Origin of the sequence: Streptomyces sp. NPDC059534, assembly GCF_042743475.1 — a bacterium.
Lineage (GTDB): Bacteria > Actinomycetota > Actinomycetes > Streptomycetales > Streptomycetaceae > Streptomyces.
In genome coordinates this window covers 155,530-175,420 of record NZ_JBHWAQ010000008.1, presented here as the reverse complement: position 1 = coordinate 175,420, position 19,891 = coordinate 155,530, and the positions used below count along the sequence as shown (strand labels likewise).

16 protein-coding genes are annotated in these 19,891 nt (G+C 72.9%); 8 read left to right on the top strand and 8 right to left on the bottom strand.

Annotation, left to right across the window (positions count from 1 at the left end):
• Nucleotides 1–129 precede the first annotated feature (129 nt).
• From ACFVZH_RS12945 to ACFVZH_RS12925, 5 genes are all read left to right on the top strand, one after another.
• Entirely contained in the window at nucleotides 130–3,804 is a 3,675-nt protein-coding gene (locus tag ACFVZH_RS12945) for a S8 family serine peptidase (RefSeq protein ID WP_384896206.1), read from the top strand.
• Entirely contained in the window at nucleotides 3,804–4,439 is a 636-nt protein-coding gene (locus ACFVZH_RS12940; protein ID WP_384896204.1) for a hypothetical protein, read from the top strand. Before ACFVZH_RS12945 ends, ACFVZH_RS12940 begins: the two co-directional genes overlap by 1 nt.
• A 184-nt stretch (nucleotides 4,440–4,623) precedes the next feature.
• On the top strand, nucleotides 4,624–5,613 hold the full coding sequence (locus ACFVZH_RS12935) for a helix-turn-helix domain-containing protein (RefSeq protein WP_384896202.1): 990 nt from the start codon (nucleotides 4,624–4,626) through the stop codon (nucleotides 5,611–5,613).
• A gap of 400 nt (nucleotides 5,614–6,013) precedes the next feature.
• Nucleotides 6,014–7,507, top strand: a complete 1,494-nt coding sequence (locus ACFVZH_RS12930; RefSeq protein ID WP_384896402.1) for an FUSC family protein — start codon at nucleotides 6,014–6,016, stop codon at nucleotides 7,505–7,507.
• Nucleotides 7,508–7,857: 350 nt separating this feature from the next.
• The gene (locus tag ACFVZH_RS12925) at nucleotides 7,858–8,907 is read left to right on the top strand and encodes a lactonase family protein (RefSeq protein WP_384896200.1); all 1,050 of its coding nucleotides are present in this window, start codon (nucleotides 7,858–7,860) and stop codon (nucleotides 8,905–8,907) included.
• A 103-nt stretch (nucleotides 8,908–9,010) separates the two neighbouring features.
• Here the strand turns inward: ACFVZH_RS12925 and ACFVZH_RS12920 are convergent, their stop codons facing one another.
• On the bottom strand, nucleotides 9,011–9,928 hold the full coding sequence (locus ACFVZH_RS12920) for a sirohydrochlorin chelatase (RefSeq protein ID WP_384896198.1): 918 nt from the start codon (nucleotides 9,926–9,928) through the stop codon (nucleotides 9,011–9,013).
• Between the two features lie 179 nt (nucleotides 9,929–10,107).
• Complete coding sequence (locus tag ACFVZH_RS12915; RefSeq protein ID WP_384896196.1) at nucleotides 10,108–11,103, bottom strand: N-acetylglucosamine kinase; 996 nt, start codon at nucleotides 11,101–11,103, stop codon at nucleotides 10,108–10,110.
• Nucleotides 11,104–11,286: 183 nt separating this feature from the next.
• Here ACFVZH_RS12915 and ACFVZH_RS12910 point away from each other — a divergent pair, with 183 nt between their 5' ends.
• Complete coding sequence (locus tag ACFVZH_RS12910) at nucleotides 11,287–11,964, top strand: uracil-DNA glycosylase (protein WP_384896194.1); 678 nt, start codon at nucleotides 11,287–11,289, stop codon at nucleotides 11,962–11,964.
• Between the two features lie 100 nt (nucleotides 11,965–12,064).
• On the opposite strand, the gene ACFVZH_RS12905 is transcribed toward ACFVZH_RS12910, so the two are convergent.
• Together ACFVZH_RS12905 and ACFVZH_RS12900 are read right to left on the bottom strand one after the other, a co-directional pair.
• The gene (locus tag ACFVZH_RS12905; protein ID WP_384896192.1) at nucleotides 12,065–13,147 is read right to left on the bottom strand and encodes a WD40/YVTN/BNR-like repeat-containing protein; all 1,083 of its coding nucleotides are present in this window, start codon (nucleotides 13,145–13,147) and stop codon (nucleotides 12,065–12,067) included.
• Nucleotides 13,148–13,285: 138 nt separating this feature from the next.
• Nucleotides 13,286–14,368 carry an NADH:flavin oxidoreductase/NADH oxidase gene (locus ACFVZH_RS12900; protein ID WP_384896190.1) on the bottom strand — a complete coding sequence of 361 codons (1,083 nt, stop codon included), beginning with the start codon at nucleotides 14,366–14,368 and terminating at the stop codon, nucleotides 13,286–13,288.
• Between the two features lie 123 nt (nucleotides 14,369–14,491).
• Here ACFVZH_RS12900 and ACFVZH_RS12895 point away from each other — a divergent pair, with 123 nt between their 5' ends.
• Nucleotides 14,492–14,857, top strand: coding sequence for an ArsR/SmtB family transcription factor (locus ACFVZH_RS12895; RefSeq protein WP_384896188.1), 366 nt, complete (start codon nucleotides 14,492–14,494; stop codon nucleotides 14,855–14,857).
• Between the two features lie 73 nt (nucleotides 14,858–14,930).
• On the opposite strand, the gene ACFVZH_RS12890 is transcribed toward ACFVZH_RS12895, so the two are convergent.
• Nucleotides 14,931–15,581, bottom strand: a complete 651-nt coding sequence (locus tag ACFVZH_RS12890; protein ID WP_384896186.1) for a DUF305 domain-containing protein — start codon at nucleotides 15,579–15,581, stop codon at nucleotides 14,931–14,933.
• 272 nt (nucleotides 15,582–15,853) lie between these two features.
• Between ACFVZH_RS12890 and ACFVZH_RS12885 the strand changes: the two genes are divergently transcribed.
• Nucleotides 15,854–17,293, top strand: coding sequence for an LVIVD repeat-containing protein (locus ACFVZH_RS12885; protein ID WP_384896400.1), 1,440 nt, complete (start codon nucleotides 15,854–15,856; stop codon nucleotides 17,291–17,293).
• Here ACFVZH_RS12885 and ACFVZH_RS12880 read toward each other — a convergent pair.
• From ACFVZH_RS12880 to ACFVZH_RS12870, 3 genes are all read right to left on the bottom strand, one after another.
• Nucleotides 17,272–17,943: a TetR/AcrR family transcriptional regulator gene (locus ACFVZH_RS12880; protein ID WP_384896184.1), complete on the bottom strand. Its 672-nt coding sequence runs from the start codon at nucleotides 17,941–17,943 to the stop codon at nucleotides 17,272–17,274. The genes ACFVZH_RS12885 and ACFVZH_RS12880 overlap by 22 nt on opposite strands.
• 129 nt (nucleotides 17,944–18,072) lie before the next feature.
• On the bottom strand, nucleotides 18,073–18,840 hold the full coding sequence (locus ACFVZH_RS12875) for a phosphatase PAP2 family protein (RefSeq protein ID WP_384896182.1): 768 nt from the start codon (nucleotides 18,838–18,840) through the stop codon (nucleotides 18,073–18,075).
• 66 nt (nucleotides 18,841–18,906) lie between these two features.
• The gene (locus ACFVZH_RS12870; RefSeq protein ID WP_384896180.1) at nucleotides 18,907–19,842 is read right to left on the bottom strand and encodes a M56 family metallopeptidase; all 936 of its coding nucleotides are present in this window, start codon (nucleotides 19,840–19,842) and stop codon (nucleotides 18,907–18,909) included.
• Nucleotides 19,843–19,891 lie beyond the last annotated feature (49 nt).

Here is a 19,891-nt window from a genome sequence, read left to right as displayed (position 1 = left end):
GCCTCGACCTGCGCAGAGCCGCGAAATTACTTTCGTACTTCTTTCTCGCGATGAGTAGGAGACGCTCATGCATCCCCCGTGCCATTTTCACGGAGAACCAGGAAGAACGAGATCCCAGGAGGCCGCGCGATGAGGAAATTCGGGCGACGGCTGGCCGCCGCGGCCGCCGGCATCACCGTCCTCGGGACGGTCATGTCGAGCACCGCGGCGGGTGTCTCCACCCCCACTCCGGCTCCGACTTCCCTTGCTTCCCTGAACCTGCCGGATTCGGTCGGCGGCAGCCTTCTCAAGGCTGCCGCCGGAAATCGGGCGAACCTGTCGCTGACGCTGGTGACCGGTGACACGGTGCAGATCGGCATCACCGAGGACCGGAAGCCGGTCGTCCGTGAGATCGTGCCCGCGCCGCGGCCCGGGAACGAGTCGGTGATCTTCCACAGCGTCACCAGGGACGACCAGGTCTACGTCGTACCGGACGACGCGTTGCCGCTGCTCCGTGCCGACCTGCTGGACTGGGAGCTCTTCAACGTCGCCAAGCTGGCCGACTGGACGGCCGAGGGCACGACCGGCGAGGTCCCGGTGATCGCCACGTACATCGGCAAGGCCACTGCCCGGACGGTGGCGCCGCCGACCGGTACGACCGCCAAGGCCGTCCTGCCGGGCATCAACGCCCGCTCGATGAGCATCAAGGGCGACGGCCAGTGGTGGCGCGAGGTGCGGAAGAGCGGCACCGGCACGTCTGCCGCCTCCCGGGCGACCGGCCCGCTGACCGGGGTGGGGAAGGTGTGGCTGAACGAGCTGACGAAGCTGCAGCTCGAGCAGTCCGTACCGCAGATCGGCGCGCCCGCCGCCTGGGCAGCCGGCTTCGACGGTGCGAACGTGAAGGTCGTGGTGCTGGACAGCGGCATCGACGCCACCCACCCCGATCTCGTCGGGCAGATCAGTGAGGCGGTCGACTTCACCGGCAGCCCGAGCGGTCCGGTGGACGGACACGGACACGGTACGCATGTGGCGTCCACGATCGCCGGTACCGGCAAGGCATCCGACGGGCTGCGCCGCGGTGTGGCGCCGGGTGCGAAGCTCGCCATCGGCAAGGTGTGCGGCGACGACGGCACGTGCCCCGGTGACGCGGTCATCGCCGGCATGGAGTGGGCCGCCAAGTCAGGCGCCGACGTGGTGAACATGAGCCTCGGCGGCCAGCCCTCCGACGGAACGGACCTGCTGAGCGCGACGGTCAACAGGCTCAGCCGCACCTACGGCACCCTGTTCGTCATCGCCGCGGGCAACGCCGGCCCGGACTCCGGGACGGTCGGGTCGCCGGGCGCCGCCGACGACGCGCTGACCGTCGCCGCCGTGGACAAGAGCGACCGGATGGCCCCCTTCTCCAGCCGCGGACCCCGCATCGGCGACGGCGCGGCCAAGCCGGACATCGCGGCGCCGGGCGTCGCCATCGTCGCGGCCCGCGCCAAGGGCTCCAAGATGGGCAAGCCCGTGGGCGACTTCTACACGTCCGCCAGCGGCACGTCCATGGCCACGCCCCACATGACCGGTGCGGCGGCCATCATCGCCCAGCAGCACCCGGACTTCACCGGGCGGCAGATCAAGTCGCTGCTGATGGCGACGTCCAAGGAGCTCGGGCACGACGTGGACGCGCAGGGCGCCGGCCGGGTGGACGTGGCCCGCGCGATCGACCCGAGGATCACCCCCGACGGAAACCTGAACTTCGGCCGGGCGGAATACCCGCACTCCACGGTGTCCAGGACGGTCACCTACGACAACTGGACCGCCGAGCCGGTCACGCTCACGCTCTCCGCCTCGGCCTCCTCCGCGGGCAAGCCCGCACCGGAGGGGCTCTTCACCCTCGGCGCCGACCAGGTGACCGTGCCCGCCAAGGGCTCGGCCGAGGTGACGGTGGCCATGGACGGCCGGGCCGTGGACGCCTCCGGGCAGTACGGCGCCTACGCCGGCGCCCTGACCGCCAGGGACACCGCGGGGACGCTGCTCGGATCGACCCGGATCTCGACCTTCGTGGAGCCGATCCGCCACGACCTGAACATCAAGATCATTCCTCCGGCCGGCGCCGTCGACGTCTCGTACGGCAGCGCGCTGATCGTCCCGGTCGACGAGGACAAGCTGAAGCTGTACGAGAAGCCGCTGACGGTACCGGGCGGCGAGACGATCCGGGCGCGGGTCTTCGCTGGCACGGTCACGGCGGCCCTCGGGGTGACGTGGCGGGACGCGGCCGGCGAGAAGCACATGGCCGCACCGATGGTGCCGGAGGTGAACGTCACCGGGGCGACCATGGTGGAGCTCGACCTGCGGAAGGTCAAGCCCATCAGGGTGAACACCCCGGAGCCGACCGAGACCTACCAGGCGCTCTTCAAGACCCAGCGGAGTTCCGTGGACGGAGGCTGGGGGATCACGGCGTCGCTGAGCGCCGAGTACGGGCCCGGTGAGCCGACGTGGTGGGCGCTGCCGACCACCGGTGAGGTCAGCCTCGGCACGCTCGACTTCTTCAGCCGGCACGTCCTCGTACCGCCGTCGGTGACGATGACGGTCACGGGGAACGGCGACTCGTTCGGCCTGGACGCCCGCTACGCGACACCGGACACCACCATCAACGGCGGAAACCAGCGGTGGACCGAGGACGGCAAGCCCGTGTCCACGCTCGTGCGGTCGAAGATTCCCCGACTGCCCGTCGAGGGGAGGAAGACCGTCGTCTACGCGGGCACCGGCTCGGCCGGGGAGCTCGCCAAGGCCGATGCCAAGGGTGCGCTGGTGCTGCTGAAGCCGACCGACATCTGCGGGACGACCTGCGACTTCACCGCACTGCGCGAGCGAGTGGCGGCGGCCGCCGCCGCGGGCGCGGTCGGGGTGCTGGTGACCGGAGAGACCGATCGGGTCGCCCTGCTGAAGTACGAGTCGTTCCGGCAGTACAAGTGCGGGACCGGTCCCGACAGCTGCCCGCCGGTCGACCCCTACGCGGCGCTGCCGATCGTGACCGTACCCCCGGCCCAGGCCACCACGCTGATCCGGCGGATCGAGGGCGGAGGGAAGTCCGGCGTCCGGATCGAACTCGGCGGCACCCGCGAGGTGTCCAAGGCGTACGCTCTGGCCTTCGACTCCGCCGGTCGGGTTCCCGGCAACCTGCCGTACCAGGTCCGGTCCCGGGATCTCGACCGCGTCGACCACCGCTTCCACGCCGACCGGCCGGGTGCGATTCCCCACTTCAGCTGGAACCGGATGACGAGCTCCGGCCCGGTCACGGAGGAGAGCATGCTGCCGAAGCCGGACAGCCAGCGGCAGTTCACCACACTGGTCGGACCGCGGAACGCCGACGCGATCGACCGCTTCGAGATGTCCGTCAGGGACTACCGCGCGCCGTCGGTGGCCAGTCCGTCGGGCCCGGGCGAAACCCGGGACCTGGCCCTCCGCACGAGGAACACGATCGCCTGGAACGCGGGACCGTCCCTTCCCGGCGCGGTGCCCCAGGTGCGCACCAAGTCGGGCTTCACCGCCGACACCGGCCTGCCGTGCGCCGGCTGCCGGGAGGGCGACCGGTTCTGGCCCACCCTGTACCAGACCAGCGGCGGTGGCGGCCGCCAGGCCATGATGGGCATGCTCAACGACACGGGTATCGCCCATCTGATCTACGGGATCCAGGCATGTGAGCCCCCTGCCTGCAAGGTGAGCCTCTTCGACGCCGCCGGCGACGAACTCCCGCAACACCTCAACCCGGTCGAGTTCGTCTTCGAGCTCGGCGAGCCCGGCAACGCGTCGGCCCCGATGTCAGGAAGCGGACGGTGATGACCGAAATGGGAAAGGGGACTGCTCCGATGAACCCGGCCCAGCCATCGAACTGGCGCCGGAAGGCGAACCTGGCGGCGGCGGCAGCGGTGGCGATGCTCGCACTGGTCGGGTGCAAGGCCGACGTCATCTCGTACGACCTGCCGGCGGAATCGGCCCGCTACACGTTCCAGGCGGAGACCAACGGGGTCAAGACCGCCTGGGAGTACACCTCCGAGCGACCGGCCGAGTCCGACACCCCGACGTCACAGCCGTGCGTCGCGGACGTCGTCGTCAAGGAACCCGGACCGTGCCGTCCGGAGCCGCTCATCTTCCTGCGGTACGACCTGGGCCTGGGCCTGGACAACACGGCCAAGGCCAACGCGCTTCACCCCATCACCGTCACCGGCTACTACCAGGACCGGCTGAGCACGCCACCGACCGTGACCGAGTTGCGGGCGGAGGCCAGCTTCGACGGCGGCAAGACCTGGCAGCCGGTGATCACCGAGGCCGACGGGAAGAACACCTTCACCGCGCGCATCAAGCATCCGAAGCGTGACCAGGCTCGCGGAGGAGTCGCACTGCGGATCACCGCGACCGACAGCGCGGGGAACAACGTCAAGCAGACGATTTCCCAGGCGTACCGACTGCGCTGAGGCGAACCGCTCCTGAGGGAGCACGGCCGGGGCGAGGGACGAGCCTCGCACCGGCCGTGCCTCTCGTCCTTCGTACCCGGATCCGCATTCCGGTGGCCTCGCCCTGGTGACAGGGGAGGCCGCCGAGCTCCTTCCACGGCACAGACGTCAGGCCGGAGTGCCGGCGGACAGACGGAGAGGCATCATGCTGTCAGACGTGCTGGGACTCAGCCCCGAAGAGGCGGACAGCTATCGCGTTCTGGTCTCGGTGGCCTCCGTCACGCCCACCGCGCTCGCCGAACTCGTCGGCTGCGACATCCTTCAGGTGTCGCGCATCCTCGGCAGGCTCGAAGACCGGGGACTCGTCGCGCGCAGCCTCGGCGACGCCACTCGGTTCGTCGCCGCCCCACCGGCAGCGGCCCTGCGGGCGCCCCTGATCCAGCGGCAGAACGAGCTCGATCGGGCGCAACTCGAACTCGACTCCCTCGACGAGATCTACCGCGCGGTCACTCTCGGGCGCGGCGCAACGGAGGTCGTGGACGTGATCCACGGCACGGAGGCCGTCCGTGAGCGCATCGGACACATGCAACTCGGCGCACGGAAAGAAGTCATGAACTTCGTCAAAGCGCCCTTCTTCTCGTCCGGCAACATGACCGACGAAGCGGTCATCGAGCGAGGCGTCCGTTACCGCGTGATGGTCGAACGCTCGATGCTCGACGAAGGAGCGCCGTCGTTCGACGAGATCATCCAGGCGCGGGCCGCCGGAGAAATGGTCCGGATCGCCGAATCAGTGCCGCTGAAACTCTTCATCGTGGACCGCGAGCTGGCCATCGTTCCGCTGCTCGGTTCCGCCAATGCCGCGAAGGAGGGGGCCCTGCTGGTGCACGAGTGCAGCCTCCTCGACGCGCTGATCGCACTGTTCGAGTCCGCATGGGAGAAGGCGACGCCGTTCGTCACCTCCGCGGGTGCCTTGCGGGACGCGCCCGCCGTCGATGATCTGGGTGCACAGATCCTCAGCCTCTCGCTGACCGGCCTCACCGACCAGGCGATCGCCACCCAGCTGCGCACCTCCCTGCGGACGGTGCAGCGACGGCTCAGCCAGATGATGGACACCGCGAGGGTGCACAACCGCATGCAGCTGGGCTTCCGTGCGGCACGGCTGGGCTGGCTCGACGCCGACCAGGACGGCAGCTGACCCCCGGAACACCGGACTCACCGGCCGAGGCGGCACCCGAAGGGGACCCGGAAGGTTCCGCCGGCGCCCGGTGGGCGGGGCGCGCGCGGGGAGGGCTCAGCGCGTCGTCGCCGACCCGGGCCCGGCGGCGTGGGCCAATGGCTCCGCCTGGTCACTCACTCGGCTGTGGCACTGGGCCAATGGTCCACTCCCTTGTCCGTCGGTTGAGCCGCCGTACCCCCTTCTGTCTATCCTTGTAGCCATCACACACCTTCGGCGCCGCGCAGCGCCGTCCGGCGACGAGGCCGGACCGGCCCGCGGTGCTTTCGTCGTGTCCGAGCCCCCACCACCCCAGGGGAGCCTCCGCGCGCCGAGGAACAGATCAAGGGGGGCGGGATTGGCCGCCGTGCAGAAGTACTTCATGGCCCCGGATCCGGGGCTCGTCCGGCTCAGGGTCTCGCTCCGCGCCGTCCTCGCCATCGCGCTCGCGGTCGCCCTGGCCGAGCTGTTCGGCCTGTCCCTCGTCGCCTCGATCACCGCCGGCCTCGCCGCGCTGCTCGCCCTCTTCACCGTCGGCGACCCCACGGTGCGCCGGCAGGCCGTCACCACTGCGCTGCTGCCGACGGTCGGCTTCCCCGTACTCGCCCTCGCGACCTTCCTGCACGACGCGCCGCTCGCGCGCGACACGGCCTGGCTGCTCGTCGTCTTCGCCGGCGTGTACGCCCGCCGCTGGGGACCCCGCGGCCACGCCCTCGGCATCTTCGCCTTCATGCAGTTCTTCGTGACCCAGTTCCTGCACGCCCTCCCCGCCCAGCTCCCCGAGCTGTACGCGGCCGTGGCCCTGGCACTGCTCGCCGCCGGCGCCGTCCGCTTCGGCGCCTGGTGCATCGAGCGCCGCGTCCCGCCGCCGGCCGCGCCCGCCCCGCTGCCGGGATCCGGCCTGGCCCGGGCGACCACCCGCCAGGCCGTCCAGGCCACCGCGGCCTGCGCCATCGCCCTCGCCGCCGGACAGCTGATCTCCCACGACCGCTGGTACTGGGCCGTCGGCACCGCCTGGTGGATCTTCGTCAACACCGCCTCGCGCGGCGAGACGCTCGTACGGGGCTTCCGCCGCGTCCTCGGCACCGTCACCGGCATCGCCGCGGGCTTCCTGATCGCCGTTCCGCTCGGCGGCGCGCCCGCCCCGACCGCCCTCCTCGTCGCGGTGTGCGTCTTCGGGATCTTCTACACCGCCCCGCTGTCGTACAGCTGGATGATGCTGTTCGTCACCGTCATGGCCGGCCTCCTCTACGGACTGCTCGGCGTCCTGCACCCCGGGCTGCTGTTCCTCCGGTTCCAGGAGACCGCCGTCGGCGCGATCGGCGCGGCGATCGGGGTGGCCCTGCTGCCGGTGACCACGCACGCCGCCACGAACGCGTGGATCGAGCGGGCCGTGACCTGTGTGCACACCTGCACCACGGCCGCCGCGCGGCGGCTCGCGGGCGACCCCGCCGCGGATCCGGCGCCGCACGCCGGCGAGCTGGAGGTCCTGCTGGGGAAGGTCCGGCTCTCGCTGGCACCGCTGGTGCACCCCCTCAGCCCGCTGCGGGCCCGGAAGGCCCGGGCCCGCCGGGTCCTCGTGCTGCTCGACGACTGCGCGCGGGAGATCAGGGGGCTCGCCGCGGTCGCCGCCGACCCGGACGCCTCGCACGACGCCCGGCTCGCGGCCGCCGCCTGGCGTGTCGAGGCCGCCGTCCACGCACTCGTCCCCCCGACCCGTCCCGTCCGGGCCGAGGTCGCCGCCGACGGCGTTCCGCACCACCACCCCGGCGCCGAGACGGCCCTCGGCCACCTGCACGGCCTGGAGCAGGCGCTCGTCGACCTCGCGGCCCCGCTCCGCACGTCCCCGCGCGCCCCGCTCGTCCCGGCGGCCTGAGCCACCCCTGCCCGCCGGCCCGTACCCGTTGGCCAGGGCCGCTCCTGGCAGGCGGCCCGGCGATCGGCGGCGCGGGTCCGCTTCTGCCCGGCGCCCGGCGCCCGGTGGCCGGCGCCCCGCGCCCGGTGGCTGGGCAGCCGGGCTGCCCGGCCTCGGTGGCCTGAGCCGCCCCTGCCCGGCCCTCGGCGGTGTGAACCGTCCCTGCCCGGCGCCCGGCCCCGGCCGCCCTCGACCGGCCCCGGGCGCCCGGCGCCACCGCACCCGAGTTGGTCTAGACCGCCTGCTACCGTCGGCCCGACGGACGACGACGGCCGGTCGACCACGACCGGCTCCGGTACAGGGGAGGCGCCATGGGCGGCACAGAGGCGGTACGAGGCGGCGCGCGCGCGTACATCGGATCGTTCACGTCCGGCGGCGGGCGCGGGGTGCTCGCCGCGGAGGTGGACGAGGAGACGGGCGCGCTGACCGTGACCGGAGCGAGTGACGCCGTCCCCGACCCCTCGTTCCTCGCCCTCGCCGGACCCGTGTTGCACGCCGTGTCCGAGACCGAGAACGGGGCCGTCGCCGCCTTCGACGTCACCGGCCCCGCACCCCGGCCGCTCGGCCCGCCCGTCCCGGTCGGCGGCGCGGCACCCACGCACCTCGCGCTCGCCGCCGGCCATCTGCTCACCGCCAACTACACCTCCGGCAGTGTCACCGCCCTGCCCCTGGCCGAGGACGGCACCGCACGCCCGGCCACGGCGGTCCTGTCGCACCGGGGCAGCGGCCCCGTCGCCGAACGCCAGCGTGGCCCGCACGCCCACCAGGTGCTTCCCGACCCCAGCGGCGGCTGGGTCGTCAGCGTGGACCTCGGCACCGACTCCGTACGGATCTGCGCCCTCGACCCCGCGACGGGCTCGCTCACCCTCCACGGCGAGACCCCGCTGCGTCCTGGCAGCGGCCCGCGCCACCTCGCGTTCCACCCGGCCGGCACGCACGCGTACGTCCTGAACGAGCTGCAGCCGACCCTCACCGTCTGCCGGTGGGACGCGGCGGAGGGGGTGCTCGAACCCCTCGGCGAGACCCGCGTCGTCCCCGAGGGCGCCACCGGCCCCAGCTACCCCTCCGAGGTCGTCGTCGCCCCCGACGGCCGATTCCTGTGGGCCGCGGTGCGCGGTGACGACACCCTCGCCGTGCTCGCCCTCGACCCGGACGGCGGCGCCGCCACCCTGGTCGCCACCGTGCCCTGCGGCGGCAGCTGGCCGCGCGACCTGACCCTCGACCCGTCCGGCCGGCGCCTGTACGCGGCCAACGAGCGCTCCGGCGACGTCACCTGGTTCACCCTCGACCCCGAGACCGGAGTCCCGGCCCGCGCGGGTGCGATCGAGGCGCCCGCCGCCTCCTGCGTCGTCTTCGGCTGACGCGCCCGCGCGCACCGGCCGCGGCCGGACACACGGAAGGGCCCGCACCGGGAATCCGGTGCGGGCCCTTTCCGGGCGCGACGCGACGGAGCGCGTCGGGCGGCTACAGCGACGGGCCCTGCTGCTGCGACGGGATGCCCAGCGCGGCCGTGTACTGCGAGAGCACCAGCTTGCCGATGGCCGGGTAGGCGCCCAGCGGCTCGGCGGCGGCGCAGCCGGCCTCCTTCGACGCCACGTCGAGCAGGCCGTCGGCCAGCTCCGGGCCGATCAGGTACGGGGCCAGGGCCAGCTGCTCCGCGCCGGCGACGCGCAGCTGCTCGGCGATGGAGGCGATCGAGCCCTCCTGGTCGAGCGCGGCGGCCATCACCGGCACCGCGAGGCGCGCGGCGAGCAGCATGCCGGTGATCCCGGCGGCCTGCACGGCCTCCTCGCCGCCGACCGTGGCCAGGATGATGCCGTCGGCGGCCGTCGCGACCGTGAACAGCCGGGCACGGTCGGCACGGGCCAGACCCGCCTCGGAGAGACGCACGTGGAGCGCCTCGGCGAGCAGCGGGTGCGGGCCGAGGACGTCGGTCAGCTCGGCGGTGTTGCCGCTGTCCATGACGGCCTGGCGCACCAGGCGCATGTGGGCGCTGTCCGGACCCGCGAGGAGCGGGACCACGACCGCGGCCGGACCCGTCGGGGCGGTGACCTCACGGCCGGCGGCCAGGGCCAGCTCGTACCGCTGGGTGCGCAGCGCGGCGGCCGACGTCAGGGTGGCGGTCAGCGAGGGGAACTCGGCGTCGTCGCCGTCCAGGTAGCCGATCACGGCCTCCAGGCCGGGCAGCTCGGAGCGGGCGATGCTCACGACCTCTTCGGCCAGCGAGCGTATGGCGGCGGACGGCGCGCCGGGAACGGCGAGAACCAGTGCGGGAGCGCCCTCGGGCGCCGCCGCGGGTTCGGGGCGACGGTGCCGCCCGGACTGGCGGGGTCGAGGCATTCGTACAGGCAGGCCGGAAGCAGGCCCAGTGGGGGAGCTCATGGCGCCGCATGCTACTGGTTTCGTCCGCGGCGCCGTCGGCTGAGGTGCGGTCGCGCGCCTTCTGCCCCCCTATGTCCGGTCCCGTTGCCCGTTCCCGGCCCTCTTGGCCCCGCACACCGGCCCCCACCTGGGCGGATGCCCCGGTCCGAGGGTGTCGCCCGATCGGGCGACGCCCTTTCCTAGGTCGCTTCGCCGCCGAACAGGCGCAGCAGCGACGGGTCCTCCGGCAGGCGCAGCGTGCCGTCGGCGAGCCCCGTCGCGAGGGCGACGGCCCCGGCGAGCGGATCCCCGGCGGCGGTCACCGGACGGGCGTGCGGCACCAGCTCCGCGAGCGCGGCCCGCAGGGGTACGAGCAGGGGGTCGCCCAGCCTGAAGAGCCCGCCGGTCAGTGCCACCCGGGCTTCGGGCCCGGCCGGACACACGGCCTCGGCGGCCTCGGCGATGTGCCGCGCGGCCCGCGTGAGGATGTCGGCGGCCACCGGGTCCTCCGCGGCGCACCGCCCCACCTCGGGGGCGAAGGAGGCGAGCACCGCGGGCCGGTCCGGACGGGGGTAGAGCGCGCCCGGCAGTCCCGCCGCGGGGCCGAACAGCTTCTCGGCCCGGGCCAGCAGGGGCCCGGAGCCGCCCCGCCGCCCGTCGTACGCGCGCATCGCCGCCTCGAGTCCGGCGCGGCCGATCCAGGCGCCGCTGCCGCAGTCGCCGAGGAGGTGCCCCCAGCCGTCGGCCCGTCGCCAGGACGTCAGGTCCGTACCGAGCGCGATCATCCCGGTCCCGCCCGCGACGACCGCGCCGGGGCGTTGGCCGAGCGCGCCGGCGTACGCGGTGACGGCGTCCGCGGCCAGTGCGAGCCGCCGTACCCCCCACGCTCCGGCGAACGCACCCGGCAGCTCGGTCCGCAGCTCCTCGCCGAGGGTCGCCATCCCCGCGGCGCCCACGGCGACGGCGAGCACCCGTCGCGAGCGGTGCGGTTCCGCGAGGGAGCGGACGGCCGGCAGGACCTGGTCCAGGAAATGGGCGGCGGAGATCCCGCCGGGGCCGGTCCGCACGGGTTCGCGCGAGGCGGCGGTGCCGAGCACCGCGCCGCCCGCCGCGTCGGCCAGGGCGATCCTGAGCCCCGAACCACCGGAGTCGACGCCGACGACCAGGCCCTCGGTGTGCTCGTTCACGGAATCCACGGTGCACCGTCCTCGCTGCGGGTGGAGCGGGGGAGAAGGATCAGGAGGCCACGGAGTCTAGGGGGTGTCCTGCCGATCAGGCCGGGCTCGCGACGCCCGGCACCGCGCCTCGCCGCGTTCCCGGCGGTCGTCCGCCCTGCGGGCCGGACCCGTTGTCACCGTAGGCCGGTAGAGTGACGGACCGTGACAGCGCGACCGTTGAACGAACTGGTGGAGCCCGGCTGGGCGGAGGCCCTGCGTCCCGTCGCGGGACGGGTGGGGGCGATGGGCGACTTCCTGCGGGCGGAGATCGCCGCGGGCCGCACCTACCTGCCGTCCGGGCAGAACGTCCTGCGGGCCTTTCAGCAGCCCTTCGACGAGGTGCGGGTCCTGATCGTGGGTCAGGACCCCTATCCGACACCGGGGATGGCGATGGGGCTGAGCTTCTCGGTCGCGCCCGAGGTCCGTTCGCTGCCCGGCAGCCTGGAGAACATCTTCCGGGAGCTCCACACCGACCTCGGCCTGCCGCGGCCGTCGAACGGCGATCTGACGCCCTGGACCCGACAGGGAGTGCTTCTCCTCAACAGGGCGCTGACCACGGCCCCGCGCAAGCCGGCCGCGCATCGCGGCAAGGGCTGGGAAGAGGTCACCGAGCAGGCCATCCGCGCGCTCGCGGCGCGCGGCAAGCCCCTGGTCTCCATCCTCTGGGGCAGCGACGCCCGCAGGGCCCGCCCGCTCCTCGGCGACCTGCCGGCGGTGGAGTCCGTGCATCCGTCCCCGATGTCGGCGGACCGCGGCTTCTTCGGCTCCCGGCCCTTCAGCCGCGCGAACGAACTGCTCCTGAAGCAGGGGGCGCAGCCGGTGGACTGGCGCCTGCCCTGACCGCCGGCCCGGTGGAGCGCGCCGGCAGCCCGGTGGAGCGCGAAAGGGCGCCGGGCCACGGCCCGGCGCACCTCCTCCGTCGCGGCCGCGCCCCAGGCCGTCAGATCACGGCTGCCCGCACGCACAGTACGTCCGGCAGGTGTTCGGCCAGGAGCTGCCAGCTGTCCCCGTCGTCGGCGCTCGCGTACACCTCGCCATTCCGGTTGCCGAAGTAGACACCCGCCGGATCCGCGTCGTCCGTGCACAGCGCGTCCCGCAGCACCGTGCCGTAGTGGTCGCCCTCGGGCAGCCCCCGGGACAACGGCTCCCAGGTCCCGCCCGCGTCCGTCGTGCGGTAGACCCGGCAGCGGTGGCCCGCCGGCACCCGGTCGGAGTCCGCGGTGATCGGGAAGACGTAGGCGGTGTCGGGGCGGTGCGGGTGCGCGGCGATCGCGAAGCCGAAGTCGGAGGGCAGGCCGGAGCCGATGTCGGTCCAGCTGCCGCCCGCGTCGTCGCTGCGGAACACGCCCCAGTGGTTCTGGAGGTAGAGCCGGTCCTTGTCGCCCGCGTCCTGGGCGATCTTGTGGACGCACTGCCCGAACTCGGGGTCCGGGTCGGGCAGGAAGACGGCGGACACCCCGTGGTTGGAGGGCGCCCAGGCGGCCCCGCCGTCCCGGGAGCGGAACACCCCCGCCGTCGAGACGGCGACCGTCAGCGCGTCCGGGTCGCGCGGGTCGGTGACGACGGTGTGGACGGCCTCGCCGCCCCCTCCGGGCACCCACCGGGAGCGGGTCGGGTGCTCCCACAGCGGGCGGACGAGGTCGAAGGACTCCCCACCGTCGGCCGACCGGAAGAGCGCGGCGGGCTCGGTCCCCGCGTACACGACGTCGGGGGAGTGGTCGGGGGCCGGGTGCAGCTGCCAGACGCGCTCCAGGGAGGCGCCGGTGTCCTCGGGGAACTTCACCGCGGGCCGGGCCGGCTCGGTCCAGCTCTTGCCGAGGTCGTCGGAGTGGAAGACGGAGGGTCCCCAGTGGGCGCTGTCCCCGCCGACGAGCAGGCGCGGGGTCCGCCGCCGGGTGTCGATGGCGACCGAGTAGACCGCCTGGGCGGGGAAGCCGGGATCGTCGAACTCCCATCGGCCGTCGTGCCTGCGGCCGATGAAGAGGCCCTTGCGGGTGCCTACGGTGAGGAGTACGTCGGGCATGGCTGCCGCCTCCAGGACGCCGTTGTCGCGGATACGGGCCAGTCTGCACCCGCCCACCGACAACGGCCCCGGGACACACCCGCCCGTCGGCGAGGGCCCCCGGACACCCTCGCCCGCATGCGACCGCCCCGGACGGGGTCAGATCGCCCAGGCGTACTGGGAGGGGGCGTGGGTCTCGGCCCCCAGTTCGCGGGCGGCGCGGCGGGGCCAGGAGGCGTCGCGCAGCAGCTCGCGGCCGAGGAGGATCGCGTCGGCCTCCCCGTTGGCGAGGATCTTCTCCGCCTGCTCGCTCTCGGTGATCAGGCCGACGGCGGCCACCGGCAGCCCGGTCTCCGCCTTGACGCGGGCGGCGAAGGGCACCTGGTATCCGGGGCCCACCGGGATCCGGGCGGGGCCGCCGTTGCCGCCGCTGGAGACGTCGAGGAGGTCCACGCCGTGCTCGCGCAGCAGCTTGGCGAACCGTACGGTCTCGTCGACCGTCCAGCCCTGCTCCTCCAGCCAGTCGGTGGCGGAGATGCGGAAGAAGACGGGCAGCTCCTCGGGCCAGACGGCCCGCACGGCGTCGACGACCTCCAGGGCCAGCCGGGTCCGGTTCTCGAAGGAGCCGCCGTACTCGTCCGTGCGGTGGTTGCTGTGCGGGGAGAGGAACTCGCCGATGAGGTAGCCGTGGGCGCCGTGCACCTCGACGACCTCGAAGCCCGCGTCGAGGGCCCGGCGGGCCGCGTCGGCGAACCGGCCGGTGATCTCCCGGATCCGCTCCACCGTCAGCTCGGTGGGCACCGGGTAGCCCTCGGCGAACTCGACGGGGCTGGGTCCGACGGGCTGCCAGCCGGGCCCGCCCGGCGCCACGGGGCCGCGGCCCTCCCAGGGGCGGTCGGTCGATGCCTTCCGTCCGGCGTGGCCGATCTGGATGCCGGGGACGGTGCCGTGTTCCTTGAGGAAGCCGGCGATCCGCCGCAGGCCCTCGGTCTGGGCGTCGTTCCAGAGGCCGAGGTCCGCGGGGCTGATCCGGCCCTCGGGGGCGACGGCGGTCGCCTCGACGAGGACGAGCCCGGCGCCGCCGGTGGCGCGGGCGGCGTAGTGGGCGAAGTGCCAGTCGCCGGCGACGCCCGCGTTCGGCCCGGTCATCTCCGCGGAGTACTGGCACATGGGCGCCATCCAGACCCGGTTGGGCACGGTCAGCGAACGCAGGGTGTAGGGCTGGAACAGGGCGACGCTCATGACGGACTCCGTTTCGGGGGTGCCTCGATGACGCTCGTACGATACGCATCGTAGTACGGCACCTGTCAAACTACGAGAGGTCTCGTACAATGGGCGCCACCCGGATGAAGTGGAGCCGCCGCCATGACCACCGCGACCAGCCCCCGCGCCCTCGAACACCCCACCCGCGACCAGATCCGCCTGGAAGCGGTGCTGCACGCGCTCGCGGACCCGGTGCGTCTGCGGATCGTGCGCGACATGGCGCGCGAGGGCGCCGAACTGAGCTGCTCGTACTTCGACCTCCCGGTCACCAAGTCGACGACGACGCACCACTTCCGGGTACTGCGGGAGAGCGGCGTGATCCAGCAGATGTACCGCGGCACCGCCAAGCTCAACGCGCTGCGCGGGGAGGACCTCGACGCACTCTTCCCCGGCCTCCTGGACGCCGTGCTGGCGGCGGCGGGCGCCCAGGCCACGCGTGAGGGCGAGGGCGAGGGCGGCACGTCCTGACGCCCGGACGCCCGCCACCGCCACCGCCCGCCCCGCCCTGCACCTGCCACCGCCGGGTCGGGCGGGCCGTGCCCTACAGCGACCGCATCCGGTTGATCTCCGACGTCTGTTGCGCGATGACGTCGTTCGCCATCTCCTCCACGAGGCCGTTGTTGCCCTCGCCCAGGGCCTCGGCCGCCATCGTCACGGCTCCCTCGTGGTGCGTGATCATGAGCTTCAGGAACAGCTCGTCGAAGGTCCTGCCCTTCGCGTCCGCCAGCTGCTTCAGCTGGGCCTCGGTGGCCATGCCCGGCATCGAGTGATGGTCGTGGCCGCTCTGTTCACGCGGTCCGCCGTTGTTTTTCAGCCAACCTTCCATCGCGCCGATCTCCGGCTGCTGAGCCGCCGCGATCCGCTCGGCCACCTTCCTGACCTGAGTCGAACCGGCCCGCCCGGGCGCCAGGGCCGTCATCGTCAGCGCCTGCCGGTGGTGGGCGATCATCATCTGCACGTAGCGGAAGTCCGCGCTGTTCGGGCTCTCGTCGGGGAGCAGCCGGGCGGCCTCCTCGGGGGATATCCGCCGGGCGGGCTCGCCGGGCTTCCCCGGCGCGACCACCGTGTTTCCCGCTGTGCCCTCGGCCCGCGGAGCCGTCCCGTCCGGCCCCGACTCGCAGGCGGCCAGGGCGAGTACGGCGGCGAAGGACAGGGCCACGGCGACGGCTGCACGCTGACGGCGGATCAACAACGCGACCTCCAGGTGTTCTTACGGGGACAAGGACCGTTCCTAGCACTTTTCTCCGGGCGACCGATCAAAAACCTTCATTACGTCTGTGTTGCCATCTGTTGAGATGTGCACGGCAAGGAAGATACTGCCGGGGTCCAACACCCGTTCAATGCTGAACGGATACCAGGGAGGACGGAGTGACTTCGTTGCGTACCCCGCGTACGACGCAAGACACGCGCGACCCGCGCGCCCGGCTCAGACGTCTGGGCGTGGCATCCGCCGCCGCCGGACTGATGGCCACCCTGCTCGTGGCCGGCCCCGCGGCCGCCACCCCCGATCCCGGCGACGCGCCCGCACAGGGCAAGGTCTCCGCGGAGCAGGCCGCCGACGCGCGCGCAGCCATCCAGAGCGGTGAGATACCCGGCGTGGACGAGATCGTCCACAGCCCGAACATCGAGCACCTCGCGAACAGCCCCAAGGACGTCCTCAAGGGTCTCAACTCGGACCTCGCCTTCCAGGGCAAGTACGCCTTCGCCGGCAACTACGACGGCTTCCGGATCTACGACATCAGCAACCCGAAGGACCCGAAGACGGTCACTCAGGTCCTCTGCCCGGGTTCCCAGAACGACATCTCCGTCTCCGGGAACCTCCTCTTCCTGTCCACGGACTCCTCCCGGAGCGACAACTCGTGCGCCAGCACGACGCAGCCCGCCTCGGTCAAGGAATCCTGGGAGGGCATGAAGATCTTCGACATCAGCGACATCGCCAACCCGAGGTACGTCGCCGCCGTCGAGACCTCCTGTGGTTCGCACACCCACACGCTGGTGCCGAAGCGCAAGGACGTGTACGTCTACGTCTCCTCGTACTCGCCCAACGCGGCCTTCCCGGACTGTCAGCCGCCGCACGACGGCATCTCGGTCATCAAGGTGCCCCGCAAGGCGCCCGAGAAGGCCGCGATCGTCAGCTTCCCCGTCCTCTTCCCGGGCGAGGGCCCCGACGGCGGCGGAAACCCGGGCGCGCCCACCAACCCGGGCGTCTCCAAGACCACCGGCTGCCACGACATCACCGTGCTCCCGGAGAAGGACCTCGCGGCCGGCGCGTGCATGGGTGACGGCATCCTCTTCGACATCGAGGACCCCGAGCACCCGCGCGTGATCGACCAGGTGCAGGACAACGTGAACTTCGCGTTCTGGCACTCCGCGACCTTCAACCAGAAGGCCAACAAGGTCGTCTTCACCGACGAGCTCGGCGGTGGCGGCAGCGCCACCTGCAACGCCGTGGTCGGGCCGAACCGGGGTGCCGACGGCATCTACGACATCGTCGGCAAGGGCAAGCACCGCAAGCTCGTCTTCCGGAGCTACTTCAAGATCCCGCGCCACCAGGCCGACACCGAGAACTGCGTCGCCCACAACGGCTCGCTGATCCCGGTCAAGGGCAAGGACCTCATGGTCCAGGCGTGGTACCAGGGCGGTGTCTCCGTCTGGGACTTCACCGACTCGGCCAACCCGAAGGAGATCGCCTTCTTCGAGCGCGGCCCGCTCTCCGCCACCACCGCGCTGACCGGTGGCTCGTGGTCCGCGTACTACTACAACGGCTACATCTACTCGAACGACATCGCCAAGGGCTTCGACGTCCTGAAGCTCTCCGACCGTCGTACCGACCCCGCGAAGCGCATCCGGATGGACGAGCTCAACGTCCAGACCCAGCCGGACTACTTCGACTTCGACGACTGACCGGGATCGTGAGGGCCGGCTGACGGCCCGAGCGCCGGTGTGCCGCCGGGCGGACCCTCGTCCGGCGGCACACCCATGTCCCAGTCCAGCCCGTAGCGGAGGAACAGCTCCGACCGCAGCCGTGCCAGGGGCATCGGGGCCCCCGGCAGCAGCACCGCCACCACCGCGCCCATCAGCAGGGCGCGCAGCACCGGATAGTCCGTGTCCACGTCCTGCGAGCCGTACCGGGTGACGGTGTCCCGCAGCAGGAAGGCGAGACGCTGCTGCTCCTGGCACTGCACGAATCCGTCGGCCTGCAGGATGCCCGCCATGTGGGTCCGCATCAGCGTCGGCCGCGTCGCCGCGAGGCCGAGGATCGCGTCGATCGCGCGGGCCAGCCGCTCGCGCCCGTCCTCCGTCCGCGGCTCCCGCTCCAGCCCCGCCTCCAGCGTCAGGTGCATCAGCCGGTGCACCGCCGCCTGCAGGAGTTCGCGCTTGCCCGGGAAGTAGTACGAGATGAGGCCGCGGGCCGTGCCGGCCTGCTCGGCGATGTCGCCGAGTGTGGTCGCCTCGTAACCTTTTGTGTCGACGAGGTCCACTGTGGCCTGCAGAAGCCGCTCCCGGGACCGGCGTCGGAGCTCTTCATTGACCGATGGGCTACGCGGGGACATGCTGGGCTCCTGCGTTGACTGGCTGCCAGCCAATATACTCGGCGCAACCGGTCGGCCTGCCTGTGTGGCGGGCCGTCGGGCATGCCGTCTGTTCTGGGCGACACGGGGGATCGTCCAGAACAGGCGGCTTCATTGCCTTCCTCCTATTTTGAGCCCGGTCGCCGGGCTTCCGGGCGGGCCTCCGCCGGACCTTCCGTCGCCGGTCCCGGGGCCTCCGGGCATGGCACCGCCGGGCGTTCCGTTCCCGGCCCCACTCCCGTTCGTGGTCCGCGCCGACCGGCGCTCGCTCCACCGGTACGTGAGGACGGCCACGGCCACGCAGAACCAGCCGAGGAGCCATCCCCCGAGGACGTCCGAGGGCCAGTGCACACCCAGGTAGACCCGCGTCCACCCCGCCCCGAGCACCGAGACGACCGCGGTACCCGCGAGAGCGCCCCAGCCGCGCCACTCGGCCCGCCAGTGCAGCGCGAGCACCCAGAGCAGCAGCCCGCAGGTCACCGTCGCCGTCATCGCGTGCCCGGACGGGAAGGCGGAGTAACGGGCCGAGTCGACCGGGTCGGTCCACTGGGGCCGCTCCCGCCCCACCAGGGCCTTCAGCCCCTGCTGGAGACCGACGGCCAGCAGGCTCGTCCCCGCCACCCACAGGGCCGTCCGCAACTCCCGGCGCGCACAGAGGAGGGCCACGGTGGCCGCGGCCAGGGCACGCATCGTCCACGGGTCCCACACCCAGTCCGTGAGCACGCGGTTGAGGTGCCTGAAGCCCGGGTGGGCGAGGGCGCTGCGGTGCAGCGCCTCGGCGACCGACCGGTCGAAGTCGAGCAACGGCGGCCACCCCACGGCGACGAGGACGAGGAGCAGGACGGCCAGGACGCCGGAGGCCACGGCGGAGGTGCGCATGCGCCGATCCTGCCCGACGAACCGCCCCACCGGACCGTCCGTGCACCGCCCGCGCGCCGGGGTGTCCTAACCCAGTGCGCTCAGCGCCGGGGCGAAGGCGACGAGCACCGGGACCACCGGCACCAGGGAGGCGGCCGCGGTGAGCCGGAGGCGGCGGCCCGTGGTGAGCCGGGGCGCCGCGGTGAGGAGTCGGTTGACCCGCTGGGGCAGGTCCGTCTCGGGGGCGGAGCCGGGTCCGAACACCCCGCGGTCCTCGTTCAGTTCGACGAGGGCGAGCGCGATGGTCAGACGGCCGAAGCGGCGCGAGGCGACGTCGTCGGCGGCCAGCTCCACCAGCCGGTGCATCTCCTCGCGGAAGGCGGCGAAGACGGGGATCCCCGGGAACCCGGCGGCCAGCGCCGCCGAGCAGTTCAGGAGCCAGTCGTGCCGGGCCCGGGCGTGGCCCTGCTCGTGGGCGAGGACCGCGTCGAGCTGCCGCCCCTTCAGCCGCCGCAGCGCCGCCGTGGTGATCACCAGCTGGGGCGTGGTGCCCGACAGCCACCAGACGTCGGCCCGTTCGCCCTCCAGGACGACCAGCCGCTCACTGCCCGGCCGCTCCCCGGGCAACAGGGGGGAGCGGACGAGGAGATCGCAGCGGCGCTGCCTGCGGCGCGCGCGGGCCTGGCCGATCTCCCGGCCGAGCATCGCCCCCGACCACGCCCCGCCGGCCGCCAGGGCGACGGCGAGGACGGCGGACCAGGGCCCGCTGGTGCCGAGTTCGTACGCGTCGACCACCGCGCGCGGCGCGGGGGCGAAGAGCTGCCCCCGTACGGCCTGCCAGGCGGTCGAGGCGCTGAGCGTCATGGAGAGGGCGAAGCTCAGGAGCACGGCGGCCACCACGCACTGCCACACCCACAGGGCCACCACGGGTTCTCGCTCCGCCCAGTCGGCCCGTGAGAGCAGCCGCGGGGCCGCCAGGGCGGTCAGGACGCCGAGCAGGAGCAGTGCGAGGGAGACCCACATGGGTGTCAGCCTATGAGCGCGGTACGGGTCGGGGGTATGGGTGCGGAGG

Excerpts from the sequence above, each read along its gene's own strand:
- ACFVZH_RS12945 (WP_384896206.1), top strand. The coding sequence starts at position 130 with ATGAGGAAATTCGGGCGACGGCTGGCCGCCGCGGCCGCCGGCATCACC.
- ACFVZH_RS12940 (WP_384896204.1), top strand. The coding sequence starts at position 3,804 with ATGACCGAAATGGGAAAGGGGACTGCTCCGATGAACCCGGCCCAGCCA.
- ACFVZH_RS12935 (WP_384896202.1), top strand. The coding sequence starts at position 4,624 with ATGCTGTCAGACGTGCTGGGACTCAGCCCCGAAGAGGCGGACAGCTAT.
- ACFVZH_RS12930 (WP_384896402.1), top strand. The coding sequence starts at position 6,014 with ATGGCCCCGGATCCGGGGCTCGTCCGGCTCAGGGTCTCGCTCCGCGCC.
- ACFVZH_RS12925 (WP_384896200.1), top strand. The coding sequence starts at position 7,858 with ATGGGCGGCACAGAGGCGGTACGAGGCGGCGCGCGCGCGTACATCGGA.
- ACFVZH_RS12920 (WP_384896198.1), bottom strand. The coding sequence starts at position 9,928 with ATGAGCTCCCCCACTGGGCCTGCTTCCGGCCTGCCTGTACGAATGCCT.
- ACFVZH_RS12905 (WP_384896192.1), bottom strand. The coding sequence starts at position 13,147 with ATGCCCGACGTACTCCTCACCGTAGGCACCCGCAAGGGCCTCTTCATC.
- ACFVZH_RS12900 (WP_384896190.1), bottom strand. The coding sequence starts at position 14,368 with ATGAGCGTCGCCCTGTTCCAGCCCTACACCCTGCGTTCGCTGACCGTG.
- ACFVZH_RS12895 (WP_384896188.1), top strand. The coding sequence starts at position 14,492 with ATGACCACCGCGACCAGCCCCCGCGCCCTCGAACACCCCACCCGCGAC.
- ACFVZH_RS12885 (WP_384896400.1), top strand. The coding sequence starts at position 15,854 with ATGGCCACCCTGCTCGTGGCCGGCCCCGCGGCCGCCACCCCCGATCCC.
- ACFVZH_RS12880 (WP_384896184.1), bottom strand. The coding sequence starts at position 17,943 with ATGTCCCCGCGTAGCCCATCGGTCAATGAAGAGCTCCGACGCCGGTCC.
- ACFVZH_RS12875 (WP_384896182.1), bottom strand. The coding sequence starts at position 18,840 with ATGCGCACCTCCGCCGTGGCCTCCGGCGTCCTGGCCGTCCTGCTCCTC.
- ACFVZH_RS12870 (WP_384896180.1), bottom strand. The coding sequence starts at position 19,842 with ATGTGGGTCTCCCTCGCACTGCTCCTGCTCGGCGTCCTGACCGCCCTG.